The sequence below is a fragment of the Hymenobacter sp. BT559 genome, from assembly GCF_017571525.1.
GTDB classification, from domain to species: domain Bacteria; phylum Bacteroidota; class Bacteroidia; order Cytophagales; family Hymenobacteraceae; genus Hymenobacter; species Hymenobacter ginsengisoli.
The window spans coordinates 159,142-177,433 of the sequence record NZ_JAGETY010000012.1; the positions used below are offsets into that span (position 1 = coordinate 159,142).

An 18,292-nucleotide genomic window follows, 5' to 3' on the forward strand; every position below is an offset into this window, starting at 1 on the left:
ACGAGTGCCATGACTGATTCTGCTTCCCCCCGCACCAAGCACGCCGACCTGACCCGCCCCGCCGTGGGCGAATTTGCTCGCCACGAACTCGCCTTTCTCGGCGCGCCCTGCGGCGATATTCAGCGGCTGGCAGCTGCGCTCACGGCCGTGCTAGCCCCGGCCGGCCACCGCGTGGGCTATGTCGATGCCGACCACGCCAGCGGCGATGCCGATGCGGCCAGCACCCAGAGTCTGCTCTTACAAGCCGGCGCCTACGCCGAGCTGACCGACAAAATTCACTTTCGCCGCCTCGACGAGCGCCGTGCCCTCGACCGCTTTTCGCAGCCCGACCTGCTGGCTGGGGCTAGCCTGGCCCTGGTGAACGGCAACCATTTTCGCGCCAGCCACCTGATAGTACTCATTGACCCGCGCAAGTCCTTGGCCCACAAGCTCGACAAGCTGAGCAATGTGCAAGCCCTGGTGCTGGCCGAAGGCGTAGCCGAAGTGCCAGAGTACCTGCAAGCCCACTTGCCGAACCACCATACGCTGCCACGCTTTGCCCTGGCCGATGTGGCCGGGCTAGCCGCTTGGGTGCAGCAGTGGCTGGCTGCCCGCCAGGCTCCGTTGCGCGGCCTGGTGTTGGCCGGCGGCCTTAGCCAGCGTATGGGCGCCGACAAGGGCAGCCTGCGCTACGGCCCTAGCGGCCGCGAGCAGCGCGAGGCAGCCGCTGGCCTGCTGGCCGAGGTGTGCCAAGACGTTTTTGTGTCGTGCCGCGCCGAGCAGGCCGCTGAGCTGCCGGCCAGCTTGCAGCCCCTGCCCGATACGTTTCTGGGTCTGGGGCCGCTAGGGGGAATTTTATCGGCTTTTCGCCACGACCCGAATGCCGCGTGGCTGGTGCTGGCCTGCGACCTGCCTTTCCTCACGGCCGACGTGCTGCGCCAGCTTGTGGCTGGCCGCCAGCCCACTCGGCTGGCCACGGCCTTTCAGAGCCCGGGCAGCGAGTTCCCAGAGCCGCTCATCACCATTTTCGAGCCGCGCGCCTATCCCGAGCTGCTGCGGTTTCTAGGGCTGGGCTATTCATGCCCCCGCAAAATGCTTATTAACAGCGACGTAGTCGTGCTGCCCACGCCCGCCGGTGAGGCGCTGCGCAACGTGAACACGCCCGCCGAGCGTGCCGCCGCCGAGCAGGCACTAGGGTAGCCGAAGGAAAGCGGGAGCCGGGTATGCGCAAATCAGGCACTCCGTGCTAGGTTTGTCGGGCGGCTGTCGCTCAGCCCGGCCCTCGCCCTATGAAGCAAGCCATTCTCGACTGGAAGCAACTCTATAACTGGCAATTGCTGCCTGCCATGAGCATGGCTTTCGCGCTGGCAGCCATCCTGCGCGCCCTGCTCGACAAGCCCCGCCACATGCCCCGCGCCCGCACCTGGCTGCTCGCGCTGTGGGTGCCGGCGGCCGTGGGGTTTGGCGTTACAGCGGTGCTGCGCTACCACAACGACCTGCTCGACGAATGGTACATTCTTTTCGTGCTGGGGGTGGCGGCGGCCGTGCTGTGGCCGGTGCGCCACTACCGGCCGGCGGCCATTATGCTCTGGGCGCTGGCGGTGCCCGCCCTATACCGCGCCACCTCGCTAGGGCAGCAAGTGCTGGGCTATCAGTTTGTAGCGCCACTGTCCAATTATTTCAAGAGCTTGGGCAAGCTCAATCTCTACTGGTTCGGCATCATTACGGGGCTAGCTTTTTACCAAAAGAAATTGCTGGCTAAGCAGCAGGCCCGGCGCGAGGAGGAGGAAAAGCAGCGCCGCCAAGCCGCCGCCCGCAATGCCGACCTTGAGCGGCTGGTAGCCGCCCGCACCGCGGCTCTTACCCAGCAGTCTAGCGAGTTGCAAGGGGCCCTCACCGAGTTGCGCGCCACGCAGCAACAGCTCATTCAGCGCGAGAAGATGGCCTCGCTCGGGGAGCTCACGGCCGGTATTGCCCACGAGATACAGAACCCGCTCAACTTCGTCAACAATTTTGCCGATGTGAGCGCCGAGCTGGTAGCCGAGCTCGAAGCAGAGCAGGCCAGCCCCACGCCCGATGTAGGCCTGGAAGACGAGCTGCTCACCGACCTGCGCCACAACCTCCACAAAATCAACCAACACGGGCAGCGGGCGGCCAGCATTGTACGCGGTATGCTGGCCCACTCGCGCCAGAGCACCGGCGAGCGCCAGCCCACCGATGTGAACGCGCTGGCCGATGAGTACCTGCGCCTGGCCTACCACGGCCTGCGGGCTAAGGACAAGACCTTCAACGCTACCCTCAACACTGATTTTGCGGCCCTGCTGCCGCTGGTGCCTGCTGTGCCCGGCGACTTGGGCCGCGTGCTGCTAAACCTCTTCACCAACGCCTTTTATGCGGTGCAAAAGCGCCAGCAGGCCGCAGGCCCTGGCTACGTGCCCACCGTGCAGGTGCGCACGTGCCGGGCGGGCGAAGAAGTCGAAATCTACGTTCGTGACAACGGCACCGGTATTCCGGCGGCAGTGCAGAATAAGATTTTTCAGCCTTTTTTCACGACCAAGCCCAGCGGCGAGGGCACCGGGCTGGGCCTTTCGCTAGCCCACGATATTATTGTGCAGGGCCACGAGGGTACGCTCAGCGTGGAAAGCCAGGAGGGGGAGTTTACCGAGTTTGTGATACGGTTGCCGTTTCGATAAGGGATGAGCCAGGATGCTTTTTATGCTACTATAACCAACTGAGCGCATGGCAGATGGAGAATTGTTAATGACCCCGGCAATGGCTATCGGGATGGTGTACTGGGGCCGCAAAGCCCTGGACATTCCCACGCGCCTGCCGCAGTGGGACCACTGGCTTGCGCGCCTCTGGCAGCCGGCCGCGGTCATTATAGGGCTAGGCATGGTGGTGGGTGGGCCGCTGGTAAATTGGCTCGACGATATTTTTCTGGCCCTGGTAATGTGTGTGGGCCTAGCCATTGGCTGGCGGCTGCGCACTTACCGCCCCGCGCTCTGGATGGCCGTGGCCCTGGTGCCCGGCACGCTCCTGCTGATTATCGAGCTGCTGGTGCGGCCATTTACTACCGCCTTGGATAAGAGTGGGGCGGTCGATAGTGTGGAGGCGCTGGTGCTTTTTTGGGCAGGGGCCTGGCTGCTAGTGGCTCGCAGCCAAATCAAAAACCTCAAAACTGAGGCCCAGGCGCGCCTGGCCGCCGAGCAGGAGCAGCGTGCCATTGAAACGCAGAGCGAAACGCTCGAATATGAAGTAAACCAGCGCACGGCCGCCCTGGCCCGCCAGACCGATGAGCTGCGCGCCACCCTCGCCGAGCTGCAAGCCACCCAAGACCAGCTTATCCAAAGTGAGAAGATGGCCTCGCTCGGGGAGCTCACGGCGGGCATTGCGCACGAGATTCAAAACCCGCTCAACTTCGTCAACAATTTTGCCGATGTGAGCGTGGAGCTCGTGGCCGAGCTCACCGAGGAGCGCGTTAGCCCTACCCGCGACCACGACCTCGAAGCCGAGCTGCTCGCCGACCTCAAGCAGAATCTAGCGCGCATTGCCCAGCACGGGGGCCGGGCGGCGGGCATTGTGCGCGGTATGCTCGAGCACAGCCGCGCCAGCACCGGCGAGCGGCAGCCCACCGACGTGAACGCGCTGGCCGACGAGTACCTGCGCCTGGCATATCACGGCCTGCGCGCCAAGGATAAGTCGTTCAACGCCGACTTGAAGCTGGACCTGGCGCCTGGGCTGCCCCTCATAGAGGCGGTGCCCGGCGACCTGGGCCGGGTGCTACTCAACCTGGTTACCAATGCCTTTTATGCGGTGCAAAAGCGCCAGCAGGCGGGCGAACCAGGCTACCAGCCCACCGTGCGCGTAGCTACCCAGCTAACAGATGGCTATGTGCAGGTGCAGGTGTCGGACAATGGCACGGGCATCCCGGACGAAGTGCGGGACAAGATTTTTCAGCCTTTTTTTACTACCAAGCCCACCGGCGAGGGAACGGGGCTAGGCCTCTCGCTCAGCCACGACATCGTGACCCAGGGCCACGGCGGCACGCTCACGGTAGAAAGCCAGCCCGGCCAGGGCACCGAATTTACGTTGCGGCTACCCCGGTCGGTAGCCTAGCGGCTCATGCTTTTTCTTACCTTTACTTAAGATGAAAATACTGGTAGTTGACGACGAAATGGACGTGCGGATGCTATTCGAGCAGCGCTTCCGGCGCGAAATCCGTAGTGGCGAGTTCACGTTCTCTTTTGCCTACTCGGGCGAAGAAGCGCTCACATTTTTGCGCGACCACCCGAGCGAAGTCGTCCTGATTCTATCTGATATCAACATGCCCGGCATGAGCGGGCTCGAACTACTGCGCCACGTAAAGAGCGACCCGCTGCCCCCGCCGCCACCCCGCGTAATGATGCTGACGGCCTACGGCGACGAGGCTACCCACCAACAAGCCCTTCAGCTAGGGGCCGATGACTTTCTGACCAAGCCTGTCGATTTTGCTACCCTGCGCGACAAGCTCCACGCTATTGAAAATACATGAAAACCAAGATTTTAGTAGTGGATGACGAGGCTGACTTGGAACTGCTTATCAAGCAGAAGTTTCGCCGCAAAATCCGCGAAAATGCCTACGAGTTTGTCTTCGCCGGCAACGGCCAGGAAGCCCTCGACCGCCTCAGTGAGCACCCCGATACTGATATCGTGCTCTCCGATATCAACATGCCCGTCATGGATGGCCTCACGCTGCTCGGCCGCCTGCCCGAGGCTAGCCCCGTCACCAAAACCGTGATGGTGTCGGCCTACGGCGACATGCAAAACATCCGGGCGGCCATGAACGGCGGGGCCTTCGATTTTGTGTGCAAGCCCGTCGATTTCAACGACCTAGAGCTGACCATTGAGAAGACGGCTAGCCACGTGCAGCAATTGCGCGACACCATGAAGGCCATCCAGGAAAACAACATCCTGAAGATGTACGTCGACGAGACGGTCATCAATTTTATGGCCCGGCCCGGCTTCGAAAACAAGCTGCTGGCCAGCGAAACGGTCGAGGCCTCGGTGATGTTCGTAGACATTTGCGGATTCACCTCGCTGTCTGAGACGCAGCCGGCCGCCACGGTGGTGGGGCTGCTAAATAAGTATTTCGACCAGATAGTGAAGGAGATAATTGCCCACGGCGGCTACGTCGATAAGTTTATGGGCGACGCCGTGATGGCGGTATTTCGGGGCGAGTACCACCTCGACCGCGCCCTCGACGCGGCCCTAGCCGTGCGCGCTCAGCTGCAAACTGCCCACGACGCGCTGCCCAACGGCACCGACTACCGCCCGGCCATCAGTATCGGCATCAATACCGGCGAAATGGTATCGGGCAACATTGGCTCGGCCAGCCTCAAGCGCCTCGACTACACCGTGATAGGCGACACCGTAAACGTGAGCCAGCGCCTACAGTCGGCTGCCCAGCCGAACCAGATTGTTATCACCGAAACTATCTACGAGCGCATCAAGGAAAGCTTTGAGTGCCAGCCGATAGGCGAGTTGAAGCTGAAAAATAAAGCTAACCCAATAATGACCTACGAGGTAGTGGCGTAGCCTATAATCTACTTGTCATTGCTTCGCATTGCTCGCAATGACAAGCGGGGCCTAGTCCTTGGCTTGCCTAGCGTACCTGCATCGCCTCATTTTGCTTTCTGAGACGCTGGCAGAGCACTTTCATAATGTTGCGCAGTACCTCGCCCCGCTCTTCCATCACGTCATAAAAGTCCTCCTGGTCGAGCCGGAAAGCCGTCACGGCGCCCTGCGCCACGGCCGAGGCCGACCGCGGCTCGGCATCGAGCAGGGCTAGCTCGCCAAAGAAGTCGCCCTTGCTGAACGTGGCTAACTGCTGCGCGCCGTTGAAAACGCCCACTAGGCCCTCGTAGACAATAAAGAGCGAGGCCCCTAGGTCGCCCTTGGCAAAAATCTGCTGGCCGGCGGCAAAGCTGACTTCGTGCATAATCGGCACGATGCTGCTGAGCACATTTTCGGGCGTTTCGGCAAAGAGGGCCGTTTGCTGAAGCACCGCCACCCGCTCGGCGGCGCTGATGTGCGAGGTAGTGGCGGCGTGGCTCATAAGTAAGGTATCAAGCGTTTGGTGGGCAGCGTGCAGCTGCTGATACAAGGTAGGCTGCTGACTTTTCAGCCGCGCCAAAATGGCAAAAGCGCTTTCGCGCACCAGCGGGCTAGGGCTGCGCAAATGCGGGGAAAGGGCCGCTACGGTAGTCGCCGCAGGCTGCCACTGCGCTAGCGCGGCGCGCACGGTCCAGTCCGAAAATGCCGTTTCGCCGCGCTCTACAATGGTTTCGACGATGGGTGGGGGAGCTAGCAGCGGGCCCAGCAGGCGGTCGAAGGTGCGCTCTTTTTCAGTTGGCGGGGCCAGGCTCAACAGGGCTTGCAGGCCCTGGTAGGTGGGCCGGGCAATGCTGTTATCAAGAATCTCAAGGGCGTTGGCTTGGCGCTCGCGGGCGGCGTGGGCTACCCCACGCTGGGCATCGGCAATGAGTTGGGGCGAATAAATCTGGCCTAGCAGGGCAAACACGCGCTGCTGGGTGCGCGTCAGCTCATAGTCGAGGCAGCTGGCTAGCTCGGGGCTAGCTGTGGCCTGGCCGTGCAGTAGCTGCTGGGCCAGCTGCAATTCATCGTGCACCAGGGCCTGAAACAGCGGGACCTCAGTTGGCGCCACGTCAAAATGGCGCAGTGCCCGTAGCGCCGCTTCGCGACGAAATAGGTTGGGCTGCCGGGCCAGTGCCACCAGCAGCTGGCGGCTGGCCGGGGTGCGCAGCCGGCCGAATACCTGGGCCACGCGCCGCACCACGCTTTGGTCAGCGTCAAGGCTCAATACCTCGGCCAGGGTAGGTAGGGCGGCATCGCCCAGGCGCAGTAGCTGCTGTGTAGCGGCCGGCCGGCTGGTTTTACTGTGCAATTGATGGGCTAGGCTGCGAATTTCGTCGGCGCTCGCCACTGCTGGTGTTGCAGTGGCGCCTGCCATATTCGTTGGTTCTGCTACGACTTCCTCATCGGCAAAGCGGCGGCTGAGCGCGTGCTGCAATTCGGCCACGTATTGGCGGTAAGTGCGCGTCAGCAAAACCAGCACGCCCGCCATTAGCAGGCCCATCCAGATAAATGGCCCCCACGTTTGGCCGCCAGGCAGCGCGTGCAGAGCAAACAGCAGCCCGCCGCCCACCGCCATGCCCAGCGGCTCATACAAGCCCTTGGCCAACGTATGGGCCTGCAGGCGCTCGGTAGGCGTTAAGGGCTGAAATAAAAGCAGGAATACGGGGTCAAATACTGCCCGGCGCAATACTTCCAGCCCCAGATACAACCCGCAGAAATACAGTAATGTAGCCTCGATATCGGCTCGGTTCAGGCCGGCATAGAGGGCCAGTCCCGCTAGCACGGCGGCCGGCAGGGCCAACAGTACCCAGCGCACCCCTAGCCGGTCTACGGTGTGCTGCGACAGTAGCAGCTTGAACAGCATGGCTACGAGATACGTGCTCACGAGCACCGTGCCCACGTAGCGCATGATGGCCGCTTCATCGTGAAAGCGGTGCTTCACATTCACAAAAAACAAGTACTCGATGCCCGTCGTTACGGCCGCTAGCCCTAGCAGGGCCAGGCACATGGTCTGCACCATCTGGCTGTCGCCAAACCAGCGTCGCAGTCCCGGCGCCACGGCCTGCACGCGTGCCCGGCGTGCCATCGGCGCCGCCTCCACTACGTGTGAGCTTAGCGTGGCCCGCAGGGCCAGCAGCGCCAGCAGATAGGCGCCAAACGCCGTGCCCAGCAGCCACGGCAGCTCCCCATTGCTGTGGATAAAGATGGCCAGCACCGCGCCCATGGCTTTGGCCGGCATGTCGCCCGCGCTGATAATGCCAAACAGCCGCTTGCCTTGGCGCACATCAAACACCACTGCCGACACGCCCCAGAACTCCAGATTAGTCAGCAGATAAATAACCCGGTAGCCCGCCATAATGGCTATGGCCGCTGCCACCGAGTGGCCTACTACTACCAGTACCCCTAGCACGCCCGCCAGGGCCACTGCCGCCAGCAGCACCCGCACCGCCAGCTTTTGCAGCAGCCAGTGGTGCTCGAAATGCGCATACACCTGGCCTGTGGCTAGCATAGCCAGCGCCGCTACCCCATAAGCCAGCGGCAGGTTGCGCTCGGGGTTGTTTTCGAGCAGCAGCACGTTGGCCGCCACATAGACCAGGATGGTACCGACCCCTAGCAGGAAATTGTGCAGGAAGAACAGCCACACCGTGCGCCCTTCTTCGGGACGCACGCCCAGCAGCTGCCGCCCGCGTTCAGTTATCGTCATGGCCCGCAAGTTAGGCCAGGGTTCAGTTGCTGAAAAGTTAAAAAAAGAAGGCCGTGCTGCACTTTGCGTAGCACGACCTTCTTACTTAGCGGGTTGCCAGCGGCCTACGCCGCGCGCATCAGCCGTAGCGGCGATTTCTCAAACTTGCTGCGGGCGTAGCTCTCCGTGATGGTAAACTCTACCACGCCTGCCTCCGAAGGCATCTCAAACATGGCATCGGTCATGATGCTCTCGCAGATGGAACGCAGGCCACGGGCACCGAGGCGATATTCGTCGGCGCGCTCCACGATGTATTCGAGGGCTTCCTCAGTAAAGTCGAGGGCAATGTTCTCCATGTTAAACAAGCGCTTGTACTGCCGCACCAACGAGTTCTTGGGCTCGGTGAGAATAAGGCGCAGTGTGCTCTTATCCAGCGGGTTGAGGTGCGTGAGCACTGGTAGGCGACCTATCAGTTCCGGAATGAGCCCGAACGACTTGATATCCTGCGCCGACACGTAGCGCAGGAAATTCTGCGTGTCTACGTTCTCGTCGAGGTTGGTCTTCGAGAAGCCCATTGGCTTAGTATTCAGGCGGCTCTTAATAATGCGGTCAATACCCGAAAACGCCCCGCCGCACATGAAGAGAATATTTTCGGTATTTACCGAAATCATTTTCTGGTCGGGGTGCTTGCGGCCGCCCTGCGGCGGCACGTTGATATGCGTGCCTTCGAGCAGCTTCAGCAAGGCTTGCTGCACGCCCTCGCCGCTCACGTCGCGCGTGATGCTGGGGTTGTCGCTCTTACGGGCAATCTTATCAATCTCGTCGATGTACACGATGCCGCGCTCGGCCGCTTCGAGGTTGTAGTCGGCCGCTTGCAGCAGGCGCGTCAGGATGCTTTCTACGTCTTCGCCCACATAGCCCGCCTCAGTCAGCACCGTAGCATCGGCAATGCAGAAGGGCACTTGCAGAATTTTGGCCAGCATGCGGGCCAGGAAAGTCTTGCCAGTGCCAGTTTCGCCCACCATGATGATGTTCGACTTTTCAATCACTACCTCGTCGTGCTGCGGCTTCTGCATCAGGCGCTTATAGTGGTTGTACACGGCCACGCTCATCACACGCTTGGCTTCGTCCTGTCCCACCACATATTGGTCAAGGTGGGTTTTGATTTCGCGGGGCTTGATGAGGTTGAACTTGGGCGTGCGGGCTTCGGCCTGCAGCTTGGTTTCTTCGCTCAGGATGTGCTGGGCCTGCGCCACGCACTTCTCGCAGATGTGGGCATTAATGCCCGAAATCATCACCGCGACATCGCGCTTGGGCTTGTTACAGAAGGAGCAGGCTATTTCCGGCATCGGGAGTATTCAGATAGAAGAAGCGTTTTCCGAAGAAAACGGCTACAAAGATAAGTTGGCCGCCCAGCATTGCGCCTGGCTAACCTCAAAGAGACGCGTTGCAGTAAAGACGTTGCTCCAGGGTTTAGTTGCTGCGAGTACTAAAAATCCACTAAAAAAGGCCGTCCAATCGAACGGCCTTTTTCTAAACGCCACAAATCCCGGCTAGTCAGCCCGCGTTAGCGAGCGTATTTGCGAAATCCGTTTGAATCTGCGGTCTAGGCAGGCTTTTTCTCCAGTACTTCGTCAATCAGGCCATACTCCTTGGCCTCGTCGGCGCGCATCCAGTAGTCGCGCTCCGAGTTGTCATAGATTTCCTGATACGTCTTGCCCGAGTGTTTTGCCAGAATGTCATATAGCTCCTTCTTGAGCTTCAAAATCTCACGGGCCGTGATTTCAATGTCGGTCGATTGACCTTGGGCGCCGCCGCTAGGCTGGTGAATCATCACGCGAGCGTGGGGGAGGGCCGAACGCTTGTCCTTGGCACCACCGGCCAGTAGCACGGCACCCATCGAGGCCGCTAGGCCCGTGCAGATGGTCGCCACGTCGGGGTTCACATACTGCATCGTGTCATAGATGCCGAGGCCAGCATACACCGAGCCACCGGGAGAGTTGATATACAGCAAGATATCTTTCTTCGAGTCGGCCGACTCCAGGAATAGCATCTGCGCCGTTAGGATATTGGCGATGTAATCATCTACGGCCGTACCCAAGAACACGATACGGTCCATGATGAGGCGCGAAAACACGTCAATTTCCCGGAAGTTCTGCGGGCGCTCTTCAATTACCGAGCGGGTCATGCCGGTGGGCATAATGAGCCCGCCACGCGTTTGGCCCTCTACGTGCTGGATGTATTGGTCAACACCCAAGCCGCTGAGGCCCTGATGCTTTACGGCAAATTTGCGAAACTCTTGTTTATTCAGCATTGGGGATTAAGTAGGGGGTAAGCGGCTGCTTGCCCGTGTTCAAAACCAAAAGACGAGTAGGGGCTAGTGATATTGTAAACGTACTGTGTACAACACAAAAAAGCCCTTACGCGGGGCGTAAAGGCTTTTTAACTTGTCAACTAGGCCGAAGGTTTAGCCCTCGTTCTGGTTGCGGAATTCTTCGGCCGTTACGGGCTCATCCGTAACAACAACTTTGCCACGCAGGGCCTCTACTACTTTCTCTGCCAGAATGGCTTCGTACTCCTGCACGTAGTTCTTGCCGTTCTCCTGCTTGAGGTAGTTATCAGCAAAACCTACCATGCCCTGGCGCATTTCGTCGGTCAGCTGCATGCCACCACCAAACTGGCCCAAAATCTTGTCCAGCACGCGGTTGCGGATTTCGTCGGTCTCTACTTTGAGGCCCATGTCTTCTACCACCTTGTTGCGGATGAGGCTCCACTTCAGCTCACGCTCGTAATCCGAGTAGTGCTGCTCTACCGTGGCGGCGTCGAGCTTGCCTTCGTTGGCGCGCACTAGCCACTTCTTAAAGAACTCGGTCGGAATCTGGATGGTGGTGTTGTCAATCATCGCGTCGATGAGGCGACGGTTCACCAGGTTGTCCGACTCACGGTCGTAGTTGCCCTGTACCGTTTCGCGCACCTTGGCGTCAAATTCCTCTTTCGAAGAAACTGCCTCGGGGCCAAACACCTTGTCGAACAGCTCCTGGTTTTCTTCGGGAGCAGCCGTGCGGTTGATTTTCTCTACCTCAAACTCGTAGTCGCCAGTAGCACCGCTAGCCTCCTCTTTGCTCAAGCCCGAGAAGCTACGGATAGCGCCTGCGTCGCCGCCGAAAGCATCGCTCAGGTCAAAGGTCAGCGTGTCGCCAGCCTTCACACCAATAAAGCGCTCCTGGCCATTCTTCACCTTGTTGATGGGCAGCAATACTGTCTGGCCTTCGCCTTCTGCGCCAGCCTTTTTCAGCTTGCCAAAGAGGTAGTCATCAGCTTCCGAAGCCTCGGGGTTGGTGGTCTCACCAAACTGACGCACAATCTGCTCGTTGGTCTCCGCTAGGGTTGCGTCGTCGAGGGTAATGGCGGGACGCTTCAGCTCTACCTTGTTTTCAGCGGGCAGCTCGAAGTCGGGCAGCAGGCCTAGCTCAAACTGGAAGTCGAACGATTTGGCCGTGTCAAAATCTACGTCGCTAGGCACCGGAATCGGCTCGCCCAAGATTTTTACGTTGTTGTCGCGCAGGTACGAATCCACCGAGCTGCCGAGCAGACGGTTGATTTCGTCGGCGAGAATGCCTTTGCCATACATTTTGCGCACCAGGCCGGCGGGCACTTTGCCGGGGCGGAAGCCTTTGAACTGCGCCTTCTTGGTGGTCTCTTTGATTTGCTTCTCTACGGCGTCGCTGTAGTCAGCCTCATCGAGATGCACGTTTAGCAGCCCGGTTAGCTGCTCCTCATTGCGGTCAAGCGTAATATTCAAAACGGTGGGAGCAAGCTTGGTGCTTGCCAGTCGGAAAGGTTAAAAAAAAGGCCCCCAACTACGTAGCCAGGGGCCTGCTTAACAGAAAAGTGCGGATGGAGGGACTCGAACCCACACGCCTTGCGGCACCAGATCCTAAGTCTGGCACGTCTACCAATTTCGCCACATCCGCAGGTGGGCTCCTCGCTGCCGGTCGCTGCGGGGCCGCAAAGGTAGGAATTATTTGGTGGCTGCGCAAAACCCTAGCCAGAATAAATAATTGGCTGTCACCTTTTGCTTCCTACGCGTGTTATTTGCGGTATCATGCCTCCCGTAATTGACCTTGAAGCCGAGCGCCAGGAAATCCTGCGCCATTACCGCCGCCTGCTGCGCACGGCCAAGCCTTACTTGCACGACGGTGATACTAAGCTGATTAAGAAGGCCTTCAACCAGAGCCTGGAGGCGCATAAGGATATGCGCCGCAAATCGGGCGAGCCCTATATCCTGCATCCGCTGGCTGTGGCCCAGATTGCGGTAGAGGAAATAGGTCTGGGTACTACGAGTATCGTGGCGGCGCTGCTGCACGATGTAGTAGAGGACACGCCCACCGAATTGTCGGACATCGAGCGCGACTTTGGGCCCAAAGTCGCCCGTATTATCGATGGCCTGACTAAGATTTCGGGTGTTTTTGAATACGGTTCGAGCGAACAGGCTGAGAACTTCCGCAAGATGCTGCTCACGCTGAGCGAGGATGTGCGCGTGATTCTCATCAAGCTAGCCGACCGCCTGCACAACATGCGCACGCTCGACTCGATGCCGCGCCATAAGCAGCTCAAAATTGCCAGCGAAACCATCTATCTCTATGCCCCGCTAGCCCACCGTTTGGGTCTCTACGCCATCAAGACAGAGCTAGAAGACCTGCACCTCAAGTATACCGACACGGAGGTGTATGCGGAGTTGAAAGGCAAGGTGAAGCAAAGCCAAAGCGCCCGCAACCGCTTCATCAAAGAGTTTGTGCACCCCATTGACGAGGAGCTGAAAGCCCAAGGCTTTCACTACGAAATAAAGGGCCGGCCAAAGAGTATCTATTCGATTCTCAAGAAGATGCGCAAGCAGAACGTTACCTTTGAGGAGGTATACGACCTGTTTGCTATTCGCGTCATTCTGGATGTGCCGCCCGAGCAAGAGAAAGCGGCTTGCTGGCAGGTTTATTCCATTGTGACGGACTTTTACCAGCCTAACCCCGACCGCCTGCGCGACTGGGTAAGCACGCCTAAAGCCAACGGCTATGAGAGCCTGCACACTACGGTGATGTCGCACCCCGGCCAGTGGGTAGAGGTGCAAATCCGCTCGCGTCGTATGGACGACATCGCCGAAAAAGGGTACGCTGCGCACTGGAAATACAAGGATACCGGCAGCCTACAGCCCGAATCAACGCTTGAGGCGTGGGTGAACCGTGTGCGCGAAATGCTGGAAACCAATAACTCCAGTGCCCTGGAGTTCATGGATGAGTTCCGCCAGAACCTGTTTGTGAAGGAGGTATACACCTTTACGCCCAAGGGCAAGCTTGTTATCTTGCCCGACAAGGCAACGGCGCTCGACTTTGCGTTTGATATCCACACGCACATCGGTCTGCACTGCCTAGGGGCTAAAGTCAACCAGAAGCTGGAGCCCTTCAGCTACCAGCTGCGCAACGGCGACCAGGTTGAAATTCTGACTTCGCATAAGCAGAAGCCGACGCCTGAGTGGCTTAACTACGTGATTACCAGTAAGGCCAAGACGCGTATCAAGGACTTTTTGCGCGATGACAAGCGTGCCAAGGCCGACGATGGCAAGTTCATCTACGAAAAGCGTCTGGAGCTAATTGGGGTAGAGAATACGCCCGAAAATTTTCAGCGGGTGCTAGCCTATTTCAACGTGCCTCACGCGCAGGACTTCTACTATAGGCTAGCCATGGGCCAGCTCGATGGGCGTGAAATCCGCGACTCGCTGTTTAAGACCTCAACGGCGGCTCGGCCAGGCTCGGTACTGGAGCGGAAGGCATTTGACCACGAAGTGCAGAAAATCAGGGGTGTACGGGCCGATATGCTCGTAGTGGGGGAGCGCACGGATAAGTTTAACCACAGCTTGGCGCGTTGCTGCAATCCTATTCCGGGCGACGACGTGTTTGGCTTCGAAACCGAAACGGGCCTCATTATCCACCGCACAAGTTGCCCGCGAGCCGTCGATTTGATGTCGAACTATGGCAACCGCATTGTGCGGGCCAAATGGACCGACCAACTAGAGTTAGCCTTCTTAGCGGGCATTCGCCTTAAAGGCTCCGACCGCGTGGGTATAGTGAATGATGTGACGCGCATCATCTCCACTAGCCTTAAGGTAAATATGCGCTCCATTACCGTCGATTCGAACGATGGCTTTTTCGAAGGCCAGATTATGGTATTTGTCAACGATACCGACCATTTAAATAAGCTCATCCAGCGTTTATCAAAAGTTAATGGGGTGCTGCAAGTTGAGCGCTTCGATTCGTAATGCAGTCAGCCCCAGTTTTTGTATCCGGAAGCCGGGTTAATGCCCGCACGCAGTGCGCGCATTACCACTCCGAGCGCGACATTATTGCCATCAAGCATAAGTGTTGCGATACTTTTTATGCTTGTATCAAGTGTCATAACGAGGCGGCTAGCCACCCGGCGCAGGTGTGGCCGCGCCAGGAGTTTAGCGAGCCGGCCGTGTACTGCGGCAATTGCCACAGCACGCTCAGCATCGAGCAATATCTAGCCTGCGCTAATAAGTGCCCTAGCTGCCAGGCGGCGTTCAACCCCGGCTGTGCCACACATTACCACCTCTATTTCGAGCAGTAAAACTTAAGGCTGGGTTTTCGACTTACGCAGCCAAGAGCTTTTGTAATTATCTATCCTTACCTACTCCGTGCTTAATACACCCCTAGCATTTCCTTACCGTGCTGCCGAGGCCGCCCAAGGCGCCGGCGGCTCCTCGGAAGTTGGCTACGCCGACCGTCATACCCCTAGCGCTTCAAGCCAAGCCACCCTGAATACTGACCGGCTGGAAGAAGTAAAAAAAATATTTACGGCTCACCTCGAAAACAAAGGCCTGCGCAAGACGGCCGAGCGATATGCCATTCTCGAAGAAATTTATGTGCGCTCGGGCCACTTCGATGTCGAGGAGTTGTATGCCGGGATGAAAGAGCGTAACCTGCAGGTAAGCCGCGCCACGGTCTATAATACCCTCGATTTGCTGGTAGAGCAGGGTTTGGTGAGCAAGCACCAGTTTGGCCGCAACCTCGCGCAGTACGAAAAAAGTTATGGCTATCGGCAGCACGACCACGTTATTTGTACCGAGTGCCACAAGGTGGTAGAGTTTTGCGACCCCCGCATTCATGGTATTCAGACGATGGTAGGCGACCTGCTGAACTTTCACATTCTGCATCATTCCTTAAATTTGTACGGTATCTGCGGCGATTGCCGCGCCAAGGGGGCTAGCGGCCCCGCTCCTGAGCCCGTAAAGTAGCGTAGATGACCACTACCAGCACCCTCACCGACGGCATTCTTTACCTAACGCTGAATGGCGACCTCATTGGCAGCCCCGATACCCAGCAGCTTGTTGCTTCGGTAAATGAATACCTTGGCGATGCGGTCACTAGCTGCGCCGTGGACTTATCTAGTATTCGCTACATCAATAGCACTGGCATCGGCGTCCTAGTGTCACTGCTCACCAAGTTTCGGAGCCGGGGTGGCGAGATGGTTCTCATCAACCCTGCCGACCACCCCCGTAAGATGTTAGCCCTCACCAAGCTTAATAATATTTTCATCGTAGCTGCTGACGCAGCCACCGCCCGCCAGCAACTACTCACAGCCGCCTCTTAGGCGGCTATTTTTTTGTTTTTTAGAAATGCCAGTAGACGTATTAGTAGGCCTCCAGTGGGGCGATGAAGGAAAAGGCAAAATCGTGGATGTGCTAGCCCCCACCTACGATGCCGTAGCACGCTTTCAGGGTGGGCCTAATGCGGGCCATACCCTCACCTTCGATGGACTAAAGCATGTGCTACACCAGGTGCCTAGCGGCATTTTTCACCCCCACATCCTTAATATTGTCGGCAATGGTGTTGTGCTTGACCCCGTTGTATTCCGTCAGGAATTGCAAAAGCTGACCGATAGGGGAGTAGACTGGAGCCAAAACCTCTTTGTTTCCAAAAAAGCGCAACTCATTCTGCCCTCGCACCGTGCCCTCGACCGCATTAGCGAAGAAGCGCGTGGCAACACCAAAATCGGCAGCACTCTCAAAGGCATCGGCCCCACGTACTCCGACAAAATTGGTCGCGTAGGTCTGCGCGTTAGCCACATCTTGCTGCCCGATTTTCAGGAGCGCTACCAGGAAGCCGTGGCGCACCACGCCAGCATCGCTGCGCACTATAACAAGGAACTGGAAATAGCAGACTTCGAAGCCGACTTCTTCTCCGCCGTTGAGTTTCTGCGCACACTTCAACTCATCGACACCGAGTTTCTACTCAACGACCTGCTTAGCAAAGGCAAGCGCATCCTTGCCGAGGGGGCCCAAGGCTCTTTGCTCGATATCGACTTTGGTACTTACCCCTACGTTACTTCATCGAGCACCATCGCCGCTGGCGCTTGCACTGGGCTGGGTATCGCCCCACGCCACATCGACAAGGTATACGGTATCACCAAAGCCTATTGCACGCGCGTCGGCAGCGGTCCTTTCCCCACCGAGCTTAACGATGAAGTGGGCGAGCAAATCCGCCAGGCTGGCCGCGAGTTCGGTTCCACTACCGGCCGCCCTCGCCGCACCGGCTGGATAGACCTGCCTGCCCTCCGCTACGCCATCATGCTCAATGGTGTCACCGAGCTGCATCTTATGAAAGCCGATGTACTCGACGGCTTCGCCGAAATTCAGGCCTGCACCCATTACCGCACTGCCACTGGCGAAAGCACCCCTAATCTGCCCGACCCCGGCCAACTCGAAACTATCACCCCCGAATATCAAGCCATCCGTGGCTGGAATACCGACCTTACCCAGGTCACCGACGCTGCTCAGTTTCCCCAGCCCCTCCGAGACTACCTAGCCTTCCTCGAAAAGGAGCTACAGGTGCCCATCCGCATTGTCAGCGTCGGCCCTGATAGAATGAGCACGTTGTTTCGTTAGAGCTACCTGAGCTTCCGCTGCCTGTATAAGTAGCAGAACATGTTCTCAATTGGAGTGAGTACTAAGTCCAGAGATACTTCTCGGCTTAGTACTCACTCCTTTTTTGTGAAATACAGCCTCATCTTATCGTTCCTCGAAAAGGTGCACATATACTTGGCAAATACCTTAATTATGTATCAGCGTCAATTGATCTATATTATACCTGCTAAAGTCGGCAGGCTTTAACACCTTATAAGAAGCCTATAGGCAGTTGCCCTTATATGTAGTCCAAAAGCGACCCAGTACGTGCCCCAATCTTAAGCTGACCTTTTTCCACCAAGTCGCTTCAGGGTTTGTCAACACTCAATCCGTCATTTCTCTTACCCTCATTCATGAATGGCCCAAAGTTGCCCTCCGATTCCTTGTAAGTAAAGCTTATTGCGGGTAATTCTGATATTGGTAAAAGTCTGAAAAGACCTTGCGCCACGTTTCCAGCTTAGTCTGTCGCTCTCCAGAGCGAATTTGAGCAGTTACAATTCCATCACTCACTAGCATACAAAATCCGATTCTGCTTTCGATTACCTTAAGTGTTTAATACCCTTGTGAGCTTTGAGCATGGTAGCAGCTCGTTTTGTGACAGCGCATGCTGGGATGAATTTCTCGTTTATTGCTTGGATATAAGACGCTAAGGTAGAGAGGTATAGCCCTAAGAAGAGCAATAAGGCCCATATTATGACGCAGCTAAGTTGCAAAATTCAGTAGAAATGCGGTGGCAAATAATACAGAACTTTTTTGCCGCCATTCTCAGGCACTTACAACTGCAGCACGTCCTATTTCGTACTCATATGCTTGTCTGCTCCAAAAGTCCTGCTACCTTTGCAGTCCCAAACGGCAAAAGGCCCACTGGCAAGCTGCAAACGCAGGTTTTTAGCACACGCACCGGTCGCGGAACTTTCTGGCGAGCCAGCGGGTAGTACCTGCCGAGCGCGCCGCAACCCGAGTAGAAAAAGAAATTTTTCAAATCGCTTGCGAAATCAAAAATGCTCACCGTACCTTTGCAC

The 18,292-nt window shown here is 57.7% G+C and carries 16 protein-coding genes and 1 tRNA gene; 11 read left to right on the forward strand and 6 right to left on the reverse strand.

The genetic code is table 11. The annotated features are described in order from the left end of the window. Positions 1 to 9 precede the first annotated feature (9 nt). The 5 genes from J4D99_RS16560 to J4D99_RS16580 all read left to right on the forward strand — a co-directional run bounded on the left by J4D99_RS16560 (position 10) and on the right by J4D99_RS16580 (position 5,553). A complete protein-coding gene (locus tag J4D99_RS16560; protein ID WP_208132843.1) occupies positions 10 to 1,179 on the forward strand; it encodes an NTP transferase domain-containing protein in 1,170 nt (389 codons plus the stop codon). An 89-nt stretch (positions 1,180 to 1,268) separates the two neighbouring features. Continuing rightward, positions 1,269 to 2,672 carry a sensor histidine kinase gene (locus J4D99_RS16565; RefSeq protein ID WP_236018703.1) on the forward strand — a complete coding sequence of 468 codons (1,404 nt, stop codon included), beginning with the start codon at positions 1,269 to 1,271 and terminating at the stop codon, positions 2,670 to 2,672. A 46-nt stretch (positions 2,673 to 2,718) separates the two neighbouring features. Continuing rightward, positions 2,719 to 4,095: a sensor histidine kinase gene (locus J4D99_RS16570; protein WP_236018704.1), complete on the forward strand. Its 1,377-nt coding sequence runs from the start codon at positions 2,719 to 2,721 to the stop codon at positions 4,093 to 4,095. A gap of 31 nt (positions 4,096 to 4,126) precedes the next feature. After that, positions 4,127 to 4,510 (forward strand): response regulator, encoded by a 384-nt coding sequence (locus J4D99_RS16575; protein WP_208132844.1) that lies wholly within the window; start codon positions 4,127 to 4,129, stop codon positions 4,508 to 4,510. Further along, entirely contained in the window at positions 4,507 to 5,553 is a 1,047-nt protein-coding gene (locus tag J4D99_RS16580) for an adenylate/guanylate cyclase domain-containing protein (RefSeq protein ID WP_208132845.1), read from the forward strand. Before J4D99_RS16575 ends, J4D99_RS16580 begins: the two co-directional genes overlap by 4 nt. Before the next feature lie 67 nt (positions 5,554 to 5,620). On the opposite strand, the gene J4D99_RS16585 is transcribed toward J4D99_RS16580, so the two are convergent. Beyond that, positions 5,621 to 8,317, reverse strand: coding sequence for a cyclic nucleotide-binding domain-containing protein (locus J4D99_RS16585; RefSeq protein ID WP_208132846.1), 2,697 nt, complete (start codon positions 8,315 to 8,317; stop codon positions 5,621 to 5,623). A gap of 104 nt (positions 8,318 to 8,421) precedes the next feature. Then, the gene (gene clpX, locus J4D99_RS16590; RefSeq protein WP_208132847.1) at positions 8,422 to 9,645 is read right to left on the reverse strand and encodes an ATP-dependent Clp protease ATP-binding subunit ClpX; all 1,224 of its coding nucleotides are present in this window, start codon (positions 9,643 to 9,645) and stop codon (positions 8,422 to 8,424) included. On the opposite strand from clpX, the gene J4D99_RS16595 reads away from it, so the two are divergent. Beyond that, complete coding sequence (locus tag J4D99_RS16595; RefSeq protein WP_208132866.1) at positions 9,578 to 9,853, forward strand: hypothetical protein; 276 nt, start codon at positions 9,578 to 9,580, stop codon at positions 9,851 to 9,853. The genes clpX and J4D99_RS16595 overlap by 68 nt on opposite strands. 49 nt (positions 9,854 to 9,902) lie before the next feature. Here J4D99_RS16595 and J4D99_RS16600 read toward each other — a convergent pair whose 3' ends face one another. The 3 genes from J4D99_RS16600 to J4D99_RS16610 form a co-directional block, all read right to left on the reverse strand. Continuing rightward, positions 9,903 to 10,610, reverse strand: a complete 708-nt coding sequence (locus J4D99_RS16600) for a ClpP family protease (protein ID WP_173114800.1) — start codon at positions 10,608 to 10,610, stop codon at positions 9,903 to 9,905. A 153-nt stretch (positions 10,611 to 10,763) separates the two neighbouring features. Continuing rightward, entirely contained in the window at positions 10,764 to 12,098 is a 1,335-nt protein-coding gene (tig, locus tag J4D99_RS16605) for a trigger factor (RefSeq protein ID WP_208132848.1), read from the reverse strand. A gap of 90 nt (positions 12,099 to 12,188) precedes the next feature. Next, positions 12,189 to 12,270: transfer RNA gene (locus tag J4D99_RS16610), tRNA-Leu, on the reverse strand. A gap of 131 nt (positions 12,271 to 12,401) precedes the next feature. Between J4D99_RS16610 and J4D99_RS16615 the strand changes: the two genes are divergently transcribed. The 5 genes from J4D99_RS16615 to J4D99_RS16635 all read left to right on the forward strand — a co-directional run bounded on the left by J4D99_RS16615 (position 12,402) and on the right by J4D99_RS16635 (position 17,252). Continuing rightward, positions 12,402 to 14,606, forward strand: a complete 2,205-nt coding sequence (locus J4D99_RS16615; protein WP_208132849.1) for a RelA/SpoT family protein — start codon at positions 12,402 to 12,404, stop codon at positions 14,604 to 14,606. Beyond that, a complete protein-coding gene (locus J4D99_RS16620) occupies positions 14,606 to 14,935 on the forward strand; it encodes a CHY zinc finger protein (RefSeq protein WP_208132850.1) in 330 nt (109 codons plus the stop codon). Before J4D99_RS16615 ends, J4D99_RS16620 begins: the two co-directional genes overlap by 1 nt. Positions 14,936 to 15,122: 187 nt before the next feature. Next, positions 15,123 to 15,602, forward strand: a complete 480-nt coding sequence (locus J4D99_RS16625) for a Fur family transcriptional regulator (protein ID WP_208132865.1) — start codon at positions 15,123 to 15,125, stop codon at positions 15,600 to 15,602. A 5-nt stretch (positions 15,603 to 15,607) separates the two neighbouring features. After that, positions 15,608 to 15,958 (forward strand): STAS domain-containing protein, encoded by a 351-nt coding sequence (locus J4D99_RS16630; RefSeq protein ID WP_208132851.1) that lies wholly within the window; start codon positions 15,608 to 15,610, stop codon positions 15,956 to 15,958. Between the two features lie 25 nt (positions 15,959 to 15,983). Continuing rightward, positions 15,984 to 17,252 carry an adenylosuccinate synthase gene (locus J4D99_RS16635; protein WP_208132852.1) on the forward strand — a complete coding sequence of 423 codons (1,269 nt, stop codon included), beginning with the start codon at positions 15,984 to 15,986 and terminating at the stop codon, positions 17,250 to 17,252. 820 nt (positions 17,253 to 18,072) lie between these two features. On the opposite strand, the gene J4D99_RS16640 is transcribed toward J4D99_RS16635, so the two are convergent. Then, the coding region (locus J4D99_RS16640; protein WP_208132853.1) for a hypothetical protein at positions 18,073 to 18,292 on the reverse strand (220 nt) is incomplete at its 5' end.